The 19,653-nt window shown below is 68.7% G+C and carries 17 protein-coding genes and 1 pseudogene; 16 read left to right on the top strand and 2 right to left on the bottom strand.

The window, feature by feature from the left end:
* Window positions 1-4 precede the first annotated feature (4 nt).
* From EZH22_RS03945 to EZH22_RS03935, 3 genes are all read left to right on the top strand, one after another.
* On the top strand, window positions 5-454 hold the full coding sequence (locus EZH22_RS03945) for an ArsC/Spx/MgsR family protein (RefSeq protein WP_203194472.1): 450 nt from the start codon (window positions 5-7) through the stop codon (window positions 452-454).
* Window positions 451-2,079, top strand: a complete 1,629-nt coding sequence (locus EZH22_RS03940; protein WP_203194471.1) for a SagB/ThcOx family dehydrogenase — start codon at window positions 451-453, stop codon at window positions 2,077-2,079. The genes EZH22_RS03945 and EZH22_RS03940 overlap by 4 nt, the downstream gene beginning before the upstream one ends.
* A gap of 105 nt (window positions 2,080-2,184) precedes the next feature.
* Window positions 2,185-2,976, top strand: a complete 792-nt coding sequence (locus EZH22_RS03935) for an ankyrin repeat domain-containing protein (RefSeq protein ID WP_203194470.1) — start codon at window positions 2,185-2,187, stop codon at window positions 2,974-2,976.
* Between the two features lie 72 nt (window positions 2,977-3,048).
* Here the strand turns inward: EZH22_RS03935 and EZH22_RS03930 are convergent, their stop codons facing one another.
* The gene (locus EZH22_RS03930; protein WP_203194469.1) at window positions 3,049-3,594 is read right to left on the bottom strand and encodes a carboxymuconolactone decarboxylase family protein; all 546 of its coding nucleotides are present in this window, start codon (window positions 3,592-3,594) and stop codon (window positions 3,049-3,051) included.
* A 16-nt stretch (window positions 3,595-3,610) separates the two neighbouring features.
* Entirely contained in the window at window positions 3,611-4,165 is a 555-nt protein-coding gene (locus tag EZH22_RS03925) for a peroxiredoxin (RefSeq protein ID WP_203194468.1), read from the bottom strand.
* 341 nt (window positions 4,166-4,506) lie between these two features.
* On the opposite strand from EZH22_RS03925, the gene modD reads away from it, so the two are divergent.
* From modD to lpdA, 13 genes and pseudogenes are all read left to right on the top strand, one after another.
* On the top strand, window positions 4,507-5,349 hold the full coding sequence (gene modD, locus EZH22_RS03920) for a ModD protein (RefSeq protein WP_203194467.1): 843 nt from the start codon (window positions 4,507-4,509) through the stop codon (window positions 5,347-5,349).
* A gap of 304 nt (window positions 5,350-5,653) precedes the next feature.
* Window positions 5,654-5,962 carry a HesB/IscA family protein gene (locus EZH22_RS03915; RefSeq protein WP_203194466.1) on the top strand — a complete coding sequence of 103 codons (309 nt, stop codon included), beginning with the start codon at window positions 5,654-5,656 and terminating at the stop codon, window positions 5,960-5,962.
* 76 nt (window positions 5,963-6,038) lie between these two features.
* Entirely contained in the window at window positions 6,039-7,286 is a 1,248-nt protein-coding gene (gene nifV / locus EZH22_RS03910; protein ID WP_203194465.1) for a homocitrate synthase, read from the top strand.
* Window positions 7,287-7,295: 9 nt separating this feature from the next.
* Window positions 7,296-8,065: pseudogene (cysE, locus tag EZH22_RS03905) on the top strand (serine O-acetyltransferase).
* 65 nt (window positions 8,066-8,130) lie between these two features.
* Window positions 8,131-8,472, top strand: a complete 342-nt coding sequence (gene nifW / locus EZH22_RS03900) for a nitrogenase stabilizing/protective protein NifW (protein ID WP_203194464.1) — start codon at window positions 8,131-8,133, stop codon at window positions 8,470-8,472.
* Between the two features lie 1,026 nt (window positions 8,473-9,498).
* Complete coding sequence (mdh, locus tag EZH22_RS03895) at window positions 9,499-10,464, top strand: malate dehydrogenase (RefSeq protein ID WP_203194463.1); 966 nt, start codon at window positions 9,499-9,501, stop codon at window positions 10,462-10,464.
* 245 nt (window positions 10,465-10,709) lie between these two features.
* On the top strand, window positions 10,710-11,912 hold the full coding sequence (gene sucC, locus EZH22_RS03890; RefSeq protein ID WP_203194462.1) for an ADP-forming succinate--CoA ligase subunit beta: 1,203 nt from the start codon (window positions 10,710-10,712) through the stop codon (window positions 11,910-11,912).
* Window positions 11,912-12,796: a succinate--CoA ligase subunit alpha gene (gene sucD, locus EZH22_RS03885; RefSeq protein WP_203194461.1), complete on the top strand. Its 885-nt coding sequence runs from the start codon at window positions 11,912-11,914 to the stop codon at window positions 12,794-12,796. The genes sucC and sucD overlap by 1 nt, the downstream gene beginning before the upstream one ends.
* Window positions 12,797-13,196: 400 nt before the next feature.
* Complete coding sequence (locus tag EZH22_RS03880; RefSeq protein ID WP_203194460.1) at window positions 13,197-16,151, top strand: 2-oxoglutarate dehydrogenase E1 component; 2,955 nt, start codon at window positions 13,197-13,199, stop codon at window positions 16,149-16,151.
* A gap of 9 nt (window positions 16,152-16,160) precedes the next feature.
* Window positions 16,161-16,487 carry a YciI family protein gene (locus tag EZH22_RS03875; RefSeq protein WP_203194459.1) on the top strand — a complete coding sequence of 109 codons (327 nt, stop codon included), beginning with the start codon at window positions 16,161-16,163 and terminating at the stop codon, window positions 16,485-16,487.
* Between the two features lie 27 nt (window positions 16,488-16,514).
* Window positions 16,515-17,744 carry a 2-oxoglutarate dehydrogenase complex dihydrolipoyllysine-residue succinyltransferase gene (odhB, locus tag EZH22_RS03870; RefSeq protein WP_203194458.1) on the top strand — a complete coding sequence of 410 codons (1,230 nt, stop codon included), beginning with the start codon at window positions 16,515-16,517 and terminating at the stop codon, window positions 17,742-17,744.
* A gap of 7 nt (window positions 17,745-17,751) precedes the next feature.
* The gene (locus EZH22_RS03865; RefSeq protein ID WP_203194457.1) at window positions 17,752-18,237 is read left to right on the top strand and encodes a hypothetical protein; all 486 of its coding nucleotides are present in this window, start codon (window positions 17,752-17,754) and stop codon (window positions 18,235-18,237) included.
* Window positions 18,234-19,643 (top strand): dihydrolipoyl dehydrogenase, encoded by a 1,410-nt coding sequence (gene lpdA, locus EZH22_RS03860; protein WP_203194456.1) that lies wholly within the window; start codon window positions 18,234-18,236, stop codon window positions 19,641-19,643. Before EZH22_RS03865 ends, lpdA begins: the two co-directional genes overlap by 4 nt.
* Window positions 19,644-19,653: the final 10 nt, after the last annotated feature.

The following is a 19,653-nucleotide window of genomic DNA, read 5'->3' as shown; positions in this document are numbered from 1 at the left end:
TTCCGTGGCGACCGTCACCTTCTATGAGAAGCCCGGCTGCGGCACCAATGCCCGGCAGAAGCAGGCGCTCGCCGCGGCCGGCCATACGCTGGTGGTGAAGAGCCTGCTGGCCGAGCCGTGGACCGCGGCGCGGCTGCGCGGCTTCTTCGGCGATGCACCGGTCGCCGCCTGGTTCAATCCGGCCGCGCCGCACGTGAAGTCGGGCGCGGTGGATCCGGCCGCCGTCGGCGCGGACGCGGCCATCGCCATGATGCTCGCCGAGCCGCTGCTGATCCGGCGTCCGCTGGTGGAGGCGGACGGTCTCCGCTGCGCCGGCTTCGACCGGGAGCCGGTGCTCTCGCTGCTCGGGCTGCCGGAGCCCGGAGCGCTGGAGGGCTGCTCGCGGCCGCATGCGCACACGCCGTGCCCGGAGCCGGCGGCGGCTTCCGCCGGGGCGGAAACGGTCCGGCCATGAACGTCGCCGTCCCTCCCGCCGCGCGGCCCGCCGATGTGGCGCTCGCCTACCATGCGCGGACCAAGCACAGCCTGAAGGCCTATGCGGCGGGGCCGGAGACCCTCGACTGGGACATGCAGCCCAACCCGTTCCGGGAGTTCGAGGGCGCGCCGCGCCTGGCCCTGCCGCTGGCGGCGGAAGGGCTCGGCGTCACCTTCGCCGGAATGGTCACGCCCGGCGCCGTTCCGGCGGCGGTGCTCGACCTTGCGGGGGTGGCGCTGCTGCTGGAAGTGTCCTTCGGGCTCGCCGCCTGGAAGCAATACGGGCCGGACCGCTGGGCGGTGCGCTGCAATCCCTCCAGCGGCAACCTGCACCCCACCGAAGCCTACGTGATCGCCGAGCGGGTGCCGGGCCTGCCGGACGGCGTGCATCATTATGTGAGCCGGGACCATGTGCTGGAGCAGCGGCGGGTCGCGGCGGCGGGGAGCGGCGGGGGCCGCCTGTGGCTGGCGCTGTCCTCGGTCCATTGGCGCGAGGCCTGGAAATATGGCGAGCGGGCCTTCCGCTACTGCCAGCTCGATCTCGGGCACGCCCTCGGGGCGGTGCGCTACGCCGCCGGATGCCTCGGCTGGTCGGCGCGCATGGTGGAGGGGATCGGCAGGGCCGAGATCGCGCGGCTGACCGGGCTCGACCGGGCGCAGGACTTTCCCGGCGCCGAGCGGGAGGATCCCGACATCCTCATCGCCATCGACACCGACCCGACACCGGGGAGCGTCGCCCCTGTCGTCCGACCGTCGGTGTCGGATGACGCGGGCTGGTCGGGCGCGGCCAATGTGCTGGACCGCCACCCCCTCTATCGCTGGCCGGTGATCGACCAGGTCAGCGCCGCGACCCATGGAGGCGGGGAGCCGGTGCCCGAGACCACGCCCATGTCCCCATCCCCGCCCCCGCCGCGCGCCGCGATGGCGCAGGCGCGGGCCGCCGGCGTCATCCTCGCCCGCCGCAGCGCGCAGCAGTTTTCGGCGAAAGGAAGCACCATGCCGCGGGAGGCCTTCTTCGGCCTCCTCGACGCGCTGCTGGTGCGGGCGGCGGCGCCGTTCGATGCCTGGACCTACGCGCCGCGCATCCACCCGCTCATCTTCGTGCATCGGGTGGAGGGGCTTGCGCCGGGGCTCTATGCGCTGCCGCGGCGGGACGGCGTGGTGGACGGGTTGAAGGCCGCGCTCCGCGCCGATTTCCAGTGGGCGGTGCCGGACGATTGCCCGCCGCACCTGCCGCTCTTCCGGCTGGTGGAGACGGACTGCCGCGCCATCGCCCGCACCATCAGCTGCCACCAGGCCATCGCCAGCGACAGCAGCTTCGCCCTGGCCATGCTCAGCGAGTTCGAGCCGACGGTGACCGGGGATCCGTGGCGCTACCGCCAGCTCCACTGGGAGGCGGGCCTGCTCGGGCAGGCGCTGTATCTGGAGGCGGAGGCGGCGGGCTTCCGCGGCACCGGCATCGGCTGTTTCTTCGACGACGACCTGCACCGGCTGCTCGGCATCGAGGGCATGGCCTTCCAGTCGCTCTATCATTTCACCGTGGGCGGTCCGGCCGCGGACACCCGCATCACCACCGAGCCGGCCTATCCCGGCCGCTCGGCCTGAGCCCGCCGGGACCGGCGCCGCCGTCCGCGGCATCGGAAGACGGAACGGGTCATCCGGTCGGCCGCGATGCGACCCGCCCGGCGCGTTCCCCCAATGGAGATCGGCATGAGACAGCGCATTCCCTTCCGTTGCATCGGCGTCGAGGCGGCCGCATCCATCGTGGGCGGCGGCACGGCGCTGCTGCTCGACGTGCGCGACGCCGCCTCCTATGCCGCGGGCCATGTGGAGGGGGCGAGGAACATCACCTTCTCCGGCCTGTCCGATATCATCGGCGGCACGCCGAAGACACAGACGGTGCTGATCTATTGCTATCACGGCCATGCCAGCCGGGAATATGCGCAGACCCTGTCCGATTTCGGCTTCGCCGAGGTGTTCAGCCTGGACGGCGGCTTTGAGGCCTGGCGCAGCTTGGAGAGCGCCCGCGCCGCCGCCGCCACGCCCGATGCGGCGCTCGCCCATTGGCTGGCGAGCCTCGGCTTTCCCCCGGACGGGGTGAATGCCACGGTGGAGAACGCCATGACGCCGCTGATGAAGGCGTGTCGCGAAGGGCTGGGCGAGGTGGTGGACGCCCTGATCGCCGCCGGCGCCGCCCTCGACGCCCGCAACATGGATGGCAATACGGCCCTGTGGCTCGCCTGCGTGGGCGGCCATCTGGACATTATCGACCGGCTGGCGGATGCGGGCATCACCATCGACAACCGCAACGACAACGGTGCCACGTCGCTGATGTATGCCTCTTCCGCCGGCAAGGCGGAGGTGGTGGAAAAGCTGCTGGCTCGCGGCGCGGATCCCGAGCCCGAGACGCCCGAGGGCTTCTCCGCCCTGGATCTCGCCGCGACGATCGAATGCCTGAAGCTGCTGCGCCACGCCAAGAAGCGCGAGGCCGCGCCGGCCTGAGGACGGGGCAGAAACAGAACAGGCCGGAAGCGCTGCTTCCGGCCTGTTCCCGTTACGCCAGGTGAAGGGCGTCTACTCGGCCGCGACCGCCAGGCTCTGCCCGGCGGCCTCCAGGGCCACCGCCACCGAGGCGATGATGGCGGCGATGCGCACCGCCACCTGGATCTGGTCCTCGCGGATGCCCGCTTCGCGCAGCACCTTTTCATGGGAATCGATGCAGCGCCCGCAGCCGTTCATGGCCGAGACCGCCAGCGACCACAGCTCGAAATCCGCCTTGTCCACCCCCGGATTGCCGATCACGCTCATGCGCAGCTTGGCGGGGAGGGTTTCGTAGGCCTTGTTCGAGGCGAGGTGGGTGAAGCGGTAGTAGACGTTGTTCATGGCCATGATGGAGGCGGCGGCTTTCGCCGCGTCCATCGCCGCCGGGGTCAGATGCGCCGCCGCCTCGGCCTCGAGGGCGCGGGCGACGTCGGGATTGCGGGTGGTGATCCCGCACGCCACCAGCAGCCCGTAGAGCTGCTGGGGCGTGAGGGAATCCTCACGGGTGAGGGCCGAGAGGTTCAGCTTCACGTCCTTGGCGAAGGCCGGGATCTGGTCCTTCAGGGTCTCGATGGACATTCGTCCTCCTTCCGGCTCAGGCGACCTTGAGCACGTCGCCGCCGACCTCGCGGTTGCACGGGCACAACTCGTCCGTCTGCAGCGCATCGAGGACGCGCAGGGTGTCCTTCGGGTTGCGGCCCACGTTCAGGTTGGTGGCGTAGACGTGCTGGATGACGTTGTCGGGATCGACCACGAAGGTGTAGCGGAACGCCACGCCCGCGGGCGAGCGCACGCCCAGGCCGTCGGTGAGCGAGCCGTTGGTGTCGGCAAACGACCAGATGGGGAGCCGGTTCAGGTCCTTGTGGTCACGCCGCCAGGCGAGCTTGACGAACTCGTTGTCGGTGGAGCCGCCGAGCACGACCGCGTCGCGATCCTCGAAGTCCTTGGCGAGGCGGGCGAATTCCGCGATCTCGGTGGGGCAGACGAAGGTGAAGTCCTTCGGGTAGAAGAAGATGATCTTCCACTTGCCGGCGAAGCTGGCTTCCGTGATCTCCTCGAAGGCGGACACGCCGTTCTCTTCGTGGCTGTTGAAGCCGGGCTTCACCCCGGTGACGGTGAAGGCCGGGAGGGTGCTGCCGATGCCGAGCATGAATTGAAGTCTCCGAAATGGAATGTGGGATGCTTGGAACGTGCGGTCCCCGCACCGGAAGCAAGTCGCGCGCCAGAGGCTGCTCCCCGCTGAAAATGCGAGCCATTCCAGGACGGGCCGCGGCACTCCCGGCATCCTGTCGCCTTTGCGACGCGATCGCCCGGTGGGGCCGTACCCCTCCCTGTCGCAAACTAATCGCAAATTGTTGCAGCGCGAGGTGTCGCCGTGTGCGGCGCAATGCCGCTTCCGCCCGGTTGCCCGGACGGGCGGGCCCGCGATAAGCCTTCAAGCTGTATCGCTTCCGCCATAGGGCGGCGGGCGCGGGGCAGCAGGGGGCGGGCATGACCTATACATGGTGGACGCAGGCGACGCTGGACGCGCTGCTCGCCGAGGATGTCCCCTACGGGGACCTCACCACCGAGGCCCTGGCCCTTTCGCAGGCTCCGGCGCGGCTCACCATGGCCATGCGCTCCGAATCGACCCTGTGCGGGGTGGAGGTGGCGCAGGCCCTGTTCCGCACCGCGGGCGGCACGGCGGACATCCTTCGTGCCACGGGTGCGCGCGTCCCCGCCGGTGAAACCATCCTGATGGCCCAGGGCGAGGCCGGCGCCATCTTCAAGGCGTGGAAGGTGGCGCAGACCCTGGTGGAATATCTCTCCGGCATCGCCACCCTCACCGCCGACATCATCGCCGCCGCGCGCAAGGTGGCGCCGGACGTGGCGGTGGTGACCACCCGCAAGACCCTGCCCGGCGCCAAGGCGCAGATGATCGCCGCCATCCGCGCCGGCGGCGCCTTTCCCCATCGCCTCGGCCTGTCGGAGACGCTGCTGCTGTTTCCCGAGCACCAGGCGTTCCTCACCGATGCGGCCGCGGGTGTCGCGCTCCTGCGGCGGGCGGCGCCGGAGAAGAAGGTGGTGGTGGAGGTGAAGACGCCGGAAGAGGTGGAGAAGGTGCTTCCCGCCCATCCCGACGTGCTCCAGTGCGAGAAGATGACGCCGGACGAGATCCGTGTCGTGGCGGCGCTGGTGGCGGCGCGGGCGCCGGCCACGAAGGTCGCGGCGGCGGGCGGGGTGAACCTGCAGAATGCCGCCGCCTATGCCGCCGCCGGCGCCCACGTGCTGGTGACCTCCGCGCCCTATTGGGCCAAGCCCGCCGACGTGAAGGTGGTGATCACCCCCGCCTGACGGGCGCCGTTGCAGTCGTCGCCCCGCCGCGGTGGCCGGGCCCGTGGTGAAACTGTATTCGCGCGGAAAAAGCTGCCGCCGCCCGCCCGCCGGAGCGCCTTACGTAGTATTACGGAGGCAGCCGGTGCGTAAATGCGGGCCTCGTCTGTCATCACCCTGTCGAACACCGCACAAGGCGGACAGCTGTCGCGTTTGCGACACGTCGGGCATGACGGAAATAATAAATTAAATCAGTGATTTGGCTGTCTGGCACAGGCCTTGCCAGTGCTGTAGCCGGGCGCTTCCGGCGCAGGTGGATTTCAGCATGATCACGCTTACGACCAGCGCGGTGGCGGCAGTGAAGGTGGCCCTTTCGCGCGCCGCCGATGCCGAGGGGGTGCGGGTGGTGGCGGCGGCGGGCGCGCACCAGGGGGTGCGCTACCTGATGCACCTGGAGAACGCGGCGCGGGACGGCGACACGGTCATCGAGCTCGCCGGCGTGAAAGTGTTCATCGACGGGCCGTCGCGGGCGGCGACCCAGGGCATTCGCATCGATTTCGCCGCTTCCGGCGGCTTTGTCGTCGAGGATCATCCGGCGCCGGTGGCGCCAGCGGGCTCGGGCCTGCGGCATTGACGCGATCCGGGCGCGGCCCGGGTGGGAGTTCATCAGGTCCGCCCGCATAGCGGGTGGGGCAGACGGGAAGGGACCCATGCTCGCGAAGTCACCATCTGCCGCCACGGGCCGGGCCGGTCGGGCATCCGCGGACACCTGCGGGGCCACCGCAAGGCTGCAGCCGGCGCGCACCGTCTTCCTCAACGACACCACGCTCCGCGACGGCGAGCAGGCGCCGGGCGTCGCCTTCTCCCGCAAGGAGAAGATCGAGATCGCCGAGGCGCTGGCGGCGGCCGGCGTCCCGGAGATCGAGGCGGGCACCCCCGCCATGGGCGACGAGGAGATCGAGACGCTGCGCTCCATCGTCTCGCTCAAGCTGCCGATCCGGGTCGCCGCCTGGTGCCGGATGAGCGAGGAGGACCTGTTCGCCGCGGTCTCCGCCGGGGTGAGCTATGTGAACCTCTCCATCCCCACCTCCGACCGCCAGCTGCGCGGCAAGCTCAACCGCGACCGCGAATGGGCGCTGGGCGCCCTGCGGCACGTGGTGACGCTGGCCACCAAGCTCGGCTTCACGGTCGCGGTGGGCTGCGAGGATGCCTCGCGGGCCGATCCCGACTTCCTCTGCCGGGTGGCCGAGGCGGCGAAGGAATCCGGGGCGTTCCGCCTGCGCCTCGCCGACACGCTGGGCGTGCTCGACCCGTTCTCCACCTACGCGCTGGTGCGCCGGGTGGCCAATGCCACGGACCTCGAGATCGAGTTCCACGCCCATGACGATCTCGGCCTCGCCACGGCGAACACGCTGGCGGCGGCGACCGGCGGCGCGCGCCATGCCAGCGTGACGGTGGCGGGCATCGGCGAGCGGGCGGGCAACGCGGCGCTGGAGGAGGTGGCCATCGCCCTGCGCCAGACCTCCCGCGCCGAGACCGGCATCGACCCGTGCGCCCTCCGGCCCCTCGCCCAGAGGGTGATGGAGGCGGCGGGGCGCCCCATGCCGCGTACCAAGGCCATCGTCGGCGAGGACATCTTCACCCACGAGAGCGGCATCCACGTCTCCGGCCTGCTCAAGGACCGCGGCACCTACGAGGCGCTGAACCCGGAACTGCTGGGGCGCGCGCATCGCGTGGTGCTGGGCAAGCATTCGGGCCTTGCCGCCATCTCCAAGGCGCTGGCCGACGAGGGGCTCGCGGTGGACGAGGCGCGCGGCCGCGCCATTCTCGCCCGGGTGCGCGACTTCGCCACCCGCACCAAGCAGTCGGTCTCCGCCGAGGTGCTCAAGCGCTTCTACGAGGACAGCTTCACCGAAGGGGCGCTCAAGCGCCGCCACGCCGCAGTGATGGGAGCCTGACCCATGATCATGGGAAGCCCGAAATGGCAAGGAACCGAGGTGCCCCTCGCCACCGCCCCGGCGAAGGCGGATGCGCGCTCGCTCTCGGTCTGGCGGCTCATCCGCGAGGACGTGAACTGCGTGAAGTCCCGTGATCCGGCGGCGCGCAACACGGTGGAGATCGTCCTCACCTATCCCGGCGTGCATGCGGTCATCTGGCACCGGCTCGCCAGCCGGCTGTGGCGGCGGGGCATCAAGTTCCCGGCGCGCTTCCTGTCCTGGCTCGGGCGGTTCCTGACCAACGTGGACATCCATCCCGGCGCCACCATCGGCCGGGGCTTCTTCATCGATCACGGCGCCTGCGTGGTGATCGGCGAGACCGCCGAGGTCGGCGACGACGTGACCCTCTATCACGGGGTGACCCTGGGCGGCACCTCCTGGACCCCTGGCAAGCGCCACCCCACGTTGCGCGACGGCGTGCTGGTGGGCGCCGGCGCCAAGATCCTCGGGCCGATCACGGTGGGGGCGGGCTGCCGCATCGGCGCCAATTCGGTGGTGATCGAGGACGTGCCCCCGGCATGACGGTGGTGGGCATTCCGGGCCGGGTGGTGAAGGCCATGGCCGACCGCCGCCGGGTCGGCGACGGCCGCATCGACCTTGAGCATCACCTGATGCCGGACCCGGTGGGCGAGGCCATCGTCTCGCTCCTCGACCGGATCGAGTTCCTGGAAGCGCGCCTGGCGCATCTGCAGAGCGAGCGGCCGCGCGGGCGCGGGGCCACTGCGGACGAGGCGGCGTGACGGCCCCCGGGGCGTTGCCGCGGGTGCTCGGGCCCGTCCGGAAAAATGACAAAGAGGAGGTCGCGATGTCGGTAGTCGACAAGCTGAAGTCCCTGCACAGCGCGGAAGAGTTCTTCGAGCTCCTGCAGGTGGAGTACCAGCCGGAAGTGCTCCAGGTGCTTCGCCTGCATATCCTGCGGCGCATGGGCCAGTACCTCGTGTCCGCCGAGTTCGAGGGCATGAGCGAGGACGAGATCTTCACGGCGGCGCAGTCCATGCTGTCGCAGGCCTATGAGGATTTCATCAAGTCCAATCCCATGGCGGAGCGCGTGTTCAAGGTGCTGAAAGAGCACGATCCGAGCCGTCCCGCCGCGCCCGGCCCCAAGCCCAGCTTCGTGTCCCTGACCACGCTGAAGACCGGAAGCTGAGGCTGGTCCGCCGCCTTTCATGCCGCGGGCAGCGTCCCGGCCGTCCGGCCGGGGCCGCCCGGCTCCACCCCTTCCGCCGGAGGCCGCTGCCCCCGGTCGGCTGCCCTCTCCCCGCTGATTGTTTGTTGTATTTTCTCGATTTGTTCATGTTTTTTCATCCGGCTGGTCGCTCGGCCGTATGCGGGGAGAGGGCAGATTTTCTCCAGGGCGTTTTCGAGCGAAGTGGAGACCGGTTCGCGCGAAGAAAACGCGATCGTGCAGAGACAGCGGTCGTTTCCCCGATTCCGTGAAACGGGGAAACGACCTGGGACCGATCGACCTTCAGTGTCCGCGTTTTCTTCGGCCGCCGTCATGGCCGGGACAAGCCCGGCCATGACGGCGGTGTCGGGAGGGCGCCGGTCGATCTGAATGTCGATCCGCGCCGGGGCGCCGACCGGCTTCCGGCGGCGGTGATGCCGCTCCGCTCGATGACGGGTGTCGTCGACCGGCGGCTCGGATTTGGCGGTTCGCGATAAACCCGCCGGCCGCTGCCCGCCACGCTTCCTGTCCCGCCGCTTCCTGTCCCGCCGCCTTCGGCCTCCTGCGGCCCCGGCGTTCACAGCCTGCGGCCACGCAACCCAATCCTGCAACCCGGTCCTGCGCCCCCCGCACCATCCCCGCCCAGCCTCCGCCGTCCGGCGCAACGCGGATGCGCCCGCCGCCGGGGCGCGCCCATGGTCTCATGGACCCGTGTGGTCGATCCCGCGCGGCGGTGCCCGTCTGCGGATGGCGGGAGCGGGGTGCGCGCGGCGCCGGGGGCGGGTGGGGCTGCACCACCATGCGGGATTGTTTCCCGCATGGTGCGAATTGGGAGGTAAAGCCCCGGACAACGGCCTGTTTTCCGGCCAAATATCGGCCATCTCCCACTATTTGTGCAGTGCGGCCGGCTTGAACCCCTTGTCGGATGGGAGTAGTCAAGCGCCGCTCGCTTCCTGCGGCGGCTCGCCTCATGTGTCCGCCTGCAGCAGCTCGGTTCGGGGACTCGGGATGGCCCGCAACAAGATCGCCCTCATCGGGGCTGGCCAGATCGGCGGCACGCTCGCCCTTCTCGCCGGCATGAAGGAGTTGGGCGACGTCGTTCTGTTCGACGTGGCGGAGGGCGTTCCGGAGGGCAAGGCCCTCGATCTTGCGGAGCTTTCGCCGGTGGAGGGCTTCGATGTCGCCTTCGCCGGCGCGTCGAGCTACGACGCCATCGCCGGCGCCGACGTGGTGATCGTCACCGCCGGCGTGCCGCGCAAGCCCGGCATGAGCCGCGACGACCTGCTCTCCATCAACCTGCGGGTGATGGAGCAGGTGGGCGCGGGCCTGCGCAAATATGCCCCGGACGCCTTCGTCATCTGCATCACCAATCCGCTGGATGCCATGGTGTGGGCGCTGCAGCGCACCTCCGGCCTGCCGCCGGCGAAGGTGGTGGGCATGGCTGGCGTGCTCGATTCCGCGCGCATGCGCTATTTCCTCGCCGAGGAGTTCGGCGTCTCGGTGGAGGACGTCACCGCCTTCGTCATGGGCGGGCACGGCGACACCATGGTGCCGCTGGTGCGCTATTCCACCGTCGGCGGCATTCCCGTTCCCGATCTCATCCGCATGGGCTGGACCAGCGAGGAGCGCATCGCCGCCATCGTGCAGCGCACCCGCGACGGCGGGGCGGAGATCGTCAACCTGCTGAAGACCGGCTCGGCCTTCTATGCGCCGGCGGCCGCCGCCATCGCCATGGCGGAGAGCTACCTGAAGGACAAGAAGCGCGTGCTTCACGTGGCCGCCAAGCTCGATGGGGAGTACGGCCTCAGGGATATTTACGTGGGCGTGCCGGCGGTGATCGGCGCGCGCGGGGTGGAGCGCATCGTGGAGGTCGATCTCGACCGGTCCGAGCGTGCCATGTTCGAACGATCGGTCGACGCCGTCGAAGGACTGGTGGAGGCCTGCGTGAAGATCGCACCCGGCCTCGGGAAGTGATCTCGACCATGACGGCGCGCCGCAGGGTGCGCCGTTTTCGTGCCGGCTGAACGACCGGCGAGGTGAAGGAGACGAATGCTCCCCTCCCGGGGGCCCGAGATCTCGCGGTGGCCCTTTAGGGGTCGCCCGGCGCCGGGCCCCACTCTGCGGTGGAGGCGGCCCGGACCGGTCGACCACGTGTTGGGGCGTGGCGCCGACGGGCCGGGGCAGGGGAGGGGCATTTCGCAACCCTGAGGGACGCAGAGATGAATATTCACGAGTACCAGGCGAAGGCGCTCCTGAAGAAGTACGGTGCGCCGGTCTCGCGCGGCGTGCCGGTGCTGAAGGTGGAGGACGCGGAGGCGGCGGCCAAGGAACTCGGCGGCCCGCTCTGGGTGGTCAAGTCGCAGATCCACGCCGGCGGGCGCGGCAAGGGCAAGTTCAAGGAGCCCGAGGCCGGCGACAAGGGCGGCGTGCGCCTCGCCAAGTCCATCGACGAGGTGAAGACCTTCGTCGGCCAGATGCTCGGCAACACCCTCGTCACCATCCAGACCGGCCCGGCCGGCAAGCAGGTGAACCGCCTGTACCTGGAAGACGGCTCCGACATCGAGAAGGAGTTCTACATCTCCCTCCTGGTGGACCGCGCCACGTCCCACGTGGCCTTCGTGGTCTCCACCGAGGGCGGCATGGACATCGAGGAAGTGGCCCATTCCTCCCCTGAGAAGATCGTCACCTTCTCGGTGGACCCGGTCACCGGCGTGCAGGGCTTCCACGGCCGCAAGATCGCCCAGGCCCTCGGCCTCTCCGGCGACCTCGCCAAGCAGGCGGGCAAGCTGGCGCAGGTGCTCTACACCGCGTTCGTCGACACCGACATGGCGATGCTCGAGATCAATCCGCTGATCATCACCAAGGACGCCCAGCTGCGCGTGCTCGACGCCAAGGTGACCTTCGATTCCAACGCCCTGTTCCGTCATCCCGAGCTCGCCGAGCTGCGCGACCTGACGGAAGAGGACGAGAAGGAGATCGAGGCCTCCAAGTACGACCTCGCTTATATCGCCCTCGACGGCACCATCGGCTGCATGGTCAACGGCGCCGGCCTCGCCATGGCGACGCTCGACATCATCAAGCTCTACGGCGAGAGCCCGGCCAACTTCCTCGACGTGGGCGGCGGCGCCACCGAGGAGAAGGTGACGGCGGCTTTCAAGATCATCACCGCGGATCCCAACGTGAAGGGCATCCTGGTCAACATCTTCGGCGGCATCATGAAGTGCGATGTCATCGCCCGCGGCGTGCTGGCGGCGGTGAAGGCGGTGGGACTGCAGGTCCCGCTGGTGGTGCGCCTTGAAGGCACCAATGTCGAGGAAGGCAAGAAGATCATCCGTGAGTCGGGGCTGAACGTGATCCCGGCGGACGATCTGGATGATGCGGCGCAGAAGATCGTGACCGCGGTGAAGAAGGAAGCTGCGTGATGTCCGTGCTCATCGACGCCAATACCAAGGTCATCACCCAGGGCTTCACCGGCAAGAACGGCACGTTCCATGCGGAACAGGCCATCATCTACGGGACGAAGATGGTCGGCGGCACCTCGCCGGGCAAGGGCGGCTCCACCCATCTGGGCCTGCCGGTGTTCGACACGGTGATCGAGGCGAAGGAGAAGACCGGGGCCGACGCCTCGGTGATCTACGTGCCGCCTCCGGGCGCCGCCGACGCGATCCTGGAAGCCATCGACGCCGAGATCCCGCTCATCGTGTGCATCACGGAAGGCATTCCGGTGCTGGACATGGTGAAGGTGAAGCGGGCGCTTTCGGGCTCCAAGAGCCGCCTCATCGGGCCGAACTGCCCGGGCATCGTGACGGCGGGCGAATCGAAGATCGGCATCATGCCGGCCAACATCTTCAAGAAGGGCTCGGTGGGCATCGTCTCGCGCTCGGGGACGCTGACCTACGAGGCGGTGTTCCAGACCTCGCAGGAGGGGCTGGGGCAGACCTCGGCGGTGGGCATCGGCGGCGACCCGGTGAAGGGGACCGAGTTCATCGACGTGCTGGAGATGTTCCTGGCCGACCCGAAGACCCAGTCGATCGTGATGATCGGCGAGATCGGCGGCTCGGCGGAGGAAGAGGCGGCGCAGTTCATCGCCGACGAGGCGAAGAAGGGGCGCAAGAAGCCGATGGTGGGCTTCATCGCCGGCCGCACGGCGCCTCCCGGCCGCCGCATGGGTCATGCGGGGGCCATCATCTCCGGCGGCAAGGGCGGCGCCGAGGACAAGATCGCGGCCATGGAGGCGGCGGGCATTCGCGTGTCCCCGTCCCCGGCCCGCCTCGGCAAGACCCTCGTCGAGGTGCTCAAGGGCTGAGGGCGGGAGCCGTCCCCTCCTTTCCCGATGCCCGGGGTTTCCGGGTTCGGGAAGGGGATCCGGCGGTATCACCTTCTTCCGGCGCGGAAGAAGGCGCCGCCGGGGGAGGGGGAGGGCTTCGGGCGAAGCCACTGCGCATTTTCGCCACGAAGTTCGGCGACTGGCGAGTGCGGTTCGGGATTGGCGCCGCGGTGACCTTTCGGTCGCCTGCGGCGCATCCCATCTAAAGGTTGTCGAGCACCGCTGCCGAAGGCCGCCACGAGCCTCGCAGGGGTGAAAGGGCGCCCGGTCACACGCCGGACGCCGGATTTGTGGCAGAGAGCGGTCTTTGGGGCTTCATTTCCTGAGCGAAATGCGCTGAAGGAAAGAAAGGCGCCACCGACCATCCGGGAAGAAGCCCATGTCGCGCGCGGAACAGAACGACGTTTTCCTCTCCACCTCCTTCCTCTATGGCGCCAACGCCGCCTGGATCGAGGATCTCTACGCCCGCTACGAAGCCGATCCGAATGCGGTGAGCCCGGAGTGGCAGAGCTTCTTCGCGGCGCTCAAGGATGATCCCAACCAGGTGATCCAGAACGCCCGCGGCGCCTCCTGGAAGAATCCGAACTGGCCGGTGCACGCCAATGGCGAGCTGGTCTCGGCCATGGACGGCCAGTGGATCGAGGTGGAAAAGGCCATCTCCGAGAAGGTGAAGGCGAAGGCGCAGAAGTCCGGCGCCGAGTTCTCCGCCGCCGAGGTGCAGCAGGCCAGCCGCGATTCCGTCAAGGCGCTGATGATGATCCGCGCCTATCGCATGCGCGGCCACCTGCACGCCAACCTCGACCCGCTGAACCTGACCCCGCCGCGCGAGGCGCCCGAGCTCGACCCCGCCTCCTACGGCTTCTACGAGGCCGACCTCGACCGCAAGATCTTCATCGACCACGTGCTCGGCATGGAATTCGCCACCGTGCGCGAGATGGTGTCGATCCTGCGCCGCACCTATTGCGCGAACATCGGCGTCGAGTTCATGCACATCTCCTCGCCCGAGGAGAAGGCCTGGATCCAGGAGCGCATCGAGGGCCCGGACAAGGAAGTCACCTTCACCCGCGAGGGCAAGCGCGCCATCCTCAACAAGCTGGTGGAGGCCGAGGGCTTCGAGAAGTTCCTCGACGTGAAGTACACCGGCACCAAGCGTTTCGGCCTCGACGGCGGCGAGAGCCTGATCCCGGCCCTTGAGCAGATCATCAAGCGCGGCGGCAACCTGGGCGTGAAGGACATCGTGTTCGGCATGGCCCATCGCGGCCGCCTGAACGTGCTGACCCAGGTGATGGGCAAGCCCCACCGCGCCCTGTTCCACGAGTTCAAGGGCGGCTCCTGGGCCCCCGACGAGGTCGAGGGCTCCGGCGACGTGAAGTACCACCTCGGCGCCTCGTCCGACCGCGAGTTCGACAACAACAAGGTCCACCTCTCGCTCACCGCGAACCCTTCGCACCTCGAGATCGTCGACCCGGTGGTGCTGGGCAAGGCCCGCGCCAAGCAGGACCAGATGCAGGACGCGGAGCGGGTGAAGGTGCTGCCGCTGCTGCTGCACGGCGACGCCGCCTTCGCCGGCCAGGGCGTGGTGGCCGAGTGCCTCGGCCTCTCCGGCCTGAAGGGCCACCGCACCGGCGGGTCGATCCACGTCATCATCAACAACCAGATCGGCTTCACCACCAATCCGCGCTATTCGCGCTCCTCGCCCTATCCGTCCGACGTGGCGAAGATGATCGAGGCGCCGATCTTCCACTGCAACGGCGATGACCCGGAATCGGTGGTGTTCTGCGCCAAGGTGGCGACCGAGTTCCGCCAGCGCTTCCACAAGCCGGTGGTCATCGACATGTTCTGCTACCGGCGCTTCGGCCACAACGAGGGCGACGAGCCGTCCTTCACCCAGCCGAAGATGTACAAGGTGATCCGCCAGCACCCGAGCGTGCTGGAGCTGTACGGCCGGAAGCTGGAAGCCGAGGGCGTCGTCACCGCCGGCGAGCTGGAGACCATGCGCGGCGCCTGGCGCGACCGCCTGGAGGCCGAGCACGAGGCCGGCCAGGCCTACAAGCCCAACAAGGCGGACTGGCTCGACGGCCGCTGGGCCGGCTTCAAGCCCACCCACGAGGACGACGATCCGCGCCGCGGCAATACCGGCGTCGCCATCGACACGCTGAAGGCCATCGGCGAGAAGATCACCCGCGTGCCGGAGGGCTTCCAGGTCCACCGCACCATCCAGCGCTTCCTCGACAACCGGAAGAAGTCCATCGAGGACGGCGTCGGCATCGACTGGGCGACGGGCGAGGCGCTGGCCTTCTCCACCCTGCTGCTGGAAGGCAGCCCGGTGCGCCTTTCCGGCCAGGATGTCGAGCGCGGCACCTTCTCCCAGCGCCATTCGGTGCTGACCGACCAGGAGAGCGAGGCACGCTACAAGCCCTTCAACCACCTCTCCGAGGGCCAGGCCAAGTACGAGGTCATCAATTCGATGCTCTCGGAGGAGGCGGTGCTCGGCTTCGAGTACGGCTACACCCTGTCCGAGCCCAACACCCTGGTGCTCTGGGAGGCGCAGTTCGGCGACTTCGCCAACGGCGCGCAGGTGGTGTTCGACCAGTTCATCTCCTCCGGCGAGCGCAAGTGGCTGCGCATGTCCGGCCTCGTCTGCCTGCTGCCGCACGGCTATGAGGGCCAGGGGCCGGAGCATTCCTCCGCCCGCCTCGAGCGCTACCTGCAGATGTGCGCCGAGGACAACATGCAGGTGGCGAACTGCTCGACGCCGGCCAACTACTTCCACATCCTGCGCCGGCAGATGAAGCGGGAATTCCGCAAGCCGCTGATCCTGATGACGCCGAAGTCCCTGCTGCGCCACAAGCGGGCGGTTTCCAGCCTCAGCGAGATGGCGGCCGGCACCTCGTTCCACCGGGTGCTGTGGGACGACGCCCAGTCGCACCCCACCGCCGACGGCATCAAGCTCGTCGCCGACGACAAGATCCGCCGCGTCGTGCTGTGCACCGGCAAGGTCTATTACGACCTGCTCGAGGAGCGCGAGAAGCGGGGCGTCAGCGACGTCTACCTGCTGCGGGTGGAGCAGCTCTACCCGTTCCCGCTCAAGACGCTGGTGCAGGAGCTCTCGCGCTTCAAGGGCGCCGAGGTGGTCTGGTGCCAGGAGGAGCCGAAGAACCAGGGGTCCTGGGCCTTCGTGCAGCCGTATCTCGACTGGGTGCTGGAGCAGGTGGGCGGGGCCGCGAAGCGCCCGCGCTATGCCGGCCGTCCGGCCTCCGCCGCGACCGCGACGGGCCTCATGTCCAAGCACATGGCCCAGCTCAAGGCGTTCCTCGAAGAAGCCCTGGGCTGAGGCCGCGCCGTGGCACATTTCATCCTGCGCCTGACCCCGCCGCGCCCGAGCTTCCCCCAGGATGCCAGCGCGGCGGAGATGGATGCCATGGCCGCCCACAGCGCCTTCTGGCAGAGCGAGGCCGATCGCGGCGTCGCCCTTGCCGTCGGGCCGGTGGTCGACCCTTCCGGCATCTGGGGCATGGCGCTTGTTGAAGTGGCGGACGAGGCCGCAGCGACCGGCCTCGCCGCAGACGATCCCGTCATCCGGGCGGACCTGGGCTTCTCCTATGCGGTGATGCCCATTCTGTCGCTCATCCAGGGCCGGGCGTCCCGCCTGTCCCGCGCCGATAGTTGAGGGAGGCCCCCGGAGGGGGCGAACGCAATGACCACCGAGATCCGCGTGCCCACCCTGGGCGAGTCCGTTACCGAGGCGACCATCGGCAAGTGGTTCAAGAAGCCGGGCGATGCCGTCAAGGCCGATGAGCCGCTGGTGGAGCTCGAGACCGACAAGGTGACCGTCGAGGTGCCCGCCCCGACCTCCGGCGTTCTCTCCGAGATCATCGCCAAGGACGGCGACACCGTGGGCGTCGGCGCCCTTCTGGGCTCCATCGGCGCCGGCTCCGGCGCGGCCGCCGCGGCTCCCGCCGCCGCTCCGGCTCCGGCCCCGGCGGCGCCTGCGCCCGCTCCGGCCCCCGCCGCGGCGCCCGCCGCTGCCGTTGCCACCGGCGCCAACGGCCCGGCCGTGGGCCGCATCGCCGCCGAGAGCGGCGTCAGCCCGGCGGATGTCGCCGGCTCCGGCAAGGACGGCCGCGTCACCAAGGGCGACATGCTGGCCGCCATCGCCGCCGGCGTGCCGTCCGCGCCGGCCCCCGCGCCGGTGGCGGTCCGCGCCCCTTCGGCGCCGACCGATGCCGCCCGCGAGGAGCGGGTGAAGATGACCAAGCTGCGCCAGACCATCGCGCGGCGCCTGAAGGATGCGCAGAACACCGCCGCCATGCTCACCACGTTCAACGACGTGGACATGAGCGCGGTGATGGCTCTGCGCAGCCAGTTCAAGGATGCGTTCGAGAAGAAGCACGGCACCAAGCTCGGCTTCATGGGCTTCTTCACCAAGGCGGTGATCGCGGCGCTGAAGGACATTCCGGCGGTGAACGCCGAGATCGACGGCACCGACCTCGTCTACAAGAACTACTACAACATCGGCATCGCGGTGGGCACCGAGAAGGGCCTGGTGGTGCCGGTGGTGCGCGACGCGGACCTGCTCTCGGTCGCGGAGATCGAGAAGGCCATCGCCGGCTTCGGCCGCAAGGCCCGCGACGGCAAGCTCGGCATCGAGGACATGCAGGGCGGCACCTTCACCATCACCAACGGCGGCATCTACGGCTCGCTGATGTCCACCCCGATCCTGAATGCGCCGCAGTCGGGCATCCTCGGCATGCACCGCATCGAGGAGCGGCCGATCGTGGTCAAGGGCCAGATCGTGGTGCGTCCCATGATGTATCTGGCGCTGTCCTACGACCACCGCATCGTCGACGGCCGCGAGGCCGTGACCTTCCTGGTGCGGGTGAAGGAGACCCTGGAGGATCCGGCGCGGCTCGTGCTGGATCTGTGAGGCTAGAATGACTCGGCTCAACTCCCGCCTGGAGGCAGAGGGGGCCGAATTTCTGGTGTTGGGGGCGTTACTGATTGAAGGCATCGCAGCCTACAAGACGTACGCCCGCATGCCAGGATATGACTTGGTGGCCGTCAATCCTGAGAAGGGGCTTTCTGTTCGTGTACAAGTAAAGAGCAGATGGGCATCCGACTTTGATGGCGGCTTCCTCGTGGGCAATTTCGACTGTGACTTCGTCGTATTTGTAGCTCTCAACAGAGGCTATCGTTACGGGAAGGCAAAGGGCGCATCGACTCCGGGCCACGGTAAGAAGCCTCCGGAATATTTTGTCTTTCCAGTCAATGTCGTAAGAGCTGCGATCTACGAAAAATCAAAGTGGGGAAAGGCGTTGCTGCGGTCCATTCCCGAGCTTGAAAGCTTTAGGGACAACTGGGGCCTGATCAAAGACCATCTCGCTTTTTCTCTCGCTGAACCATTGGAGAGCGCTTCGTGAGTACCTCTTACGATCTCACCATCATCGGCACCGGCCCCGGCGGCTATGTGTGTGCCATCCGCGCGGCGCAGCTGGGCCTGAAGGTGGCTGTTGTCGAGAAGCGCGCCACCCATGGCGGCACCTGCCTCAACGTGGGCTGCATCCCCTCCAAGGCGCTGCTCTATGCCTCCGAGCTGTTCGAGGAGGCGGGCCACAAGTTCGGCGAGATGGGCATCGGCGTCTCCAAGCCGACCCTCGACCTTCCGGCCATGCTCGGCTTCAAGGACCGCGGCGTGGACGGCAACGTCAAGGGCGTCGAGTTCCTGCTGAAGAAGAACAAGGTCGACGTGTATTTCGGCACGGCCAAGATCCTCGGCGCCGGCAAGGTGGAGGTCACCCTCAACGCCGACGGCAAGGTCGAGACGCTTGAGACGAAGAACATCGTCATCGCCACCGGCTCGGACGTGGCGCCGCTGCCGGGCGTCGCCATCGACGAGCAGCGCATCGTCTCGTCCACCGGCGCGCTGTCGCTGCCGAAGGTGCCGGGCAAGCTGGTGGTGGTGGGCGCGGGCGTCATCGGCCTTGAGCTCGGGTCCGTCTGGCGCCGCCTCGGCGCGCAGGTGACGGTGGTGGAGTTCCTCGACCGCATCCTGCCCGGCATGGATTCGGAGGTGGCCAAGAGCTTCCAGCGCATCCTCGACAAGCAGGGCTTCACCTTCAAGCTGGGCACCAAGGTCACCGGCGTCGACACCACGGGCAAGACCCTGAAGGTGTCGGTGGAGCCCGCCGCGGGCGGGGCCGCCGAGGTGCTGGAGGCGGACGTGGTGCTGGTCGCCATCGGCCGCATCCCCTACACCGCCGGCCTCGGGCTGGAGGAGGCGGGGGTGGCCAAGGATGCGCGCGGCCGCGTGGTCACCGACCACCACTTCGCCACCAACGTGCCGGGCATCTATGCCATCGGCGACGTGATCGTCGGCCCCATGCTGGCCCACAAGGCCGAGGACGAGGGCGTGGCGCTGGCCGAATTGCTGGCGGGCAAGGCCGGGCACGTCAATTACGACGTGATCCCCGGCGTGGTCTACACCTTCCCCGAGGTCGCCTCGGTGGGCAAGACCGAGGACGAGCTGAAGGCGGCGGGCGTCGCCTACAAGGTGGGCAAGTTCCCGTTCACCGCCAACGGCCGCACCAAGGTGAACAACACCACCGACGGCTTCGTGAAGATCATCGCCGACGCCGCCACCGACAAGGTGCTGGGCGCCCACATCATCGGCCCCGAGGCCGGCGAGATGATCCACGAATGCGCGGTGCTGATGGAGTTCGGCGGCTCGTCCGAGGACCTCGCCCGCACCTGCCACGCCCATCCCACCCGCTCGGAAGCGGTGAAGGAAGCGGCCATGGCGGTGGAGAAGCGCGCCATCCACATGTGATCGGGACATA

The organism is Xanthobacter dioxanivorans (genome assembly GCF_016807805.1).
GTDB lineage: Bacteria > Pseudomonadota > Alphaproteobacteria > Rhizobiales > Xanthobacteraceae > Xanthobacter > Xanthobacter dioxanivorans.
This window is presented reverse-complemented; position numbering and strand designations above follow the sequence as displayed.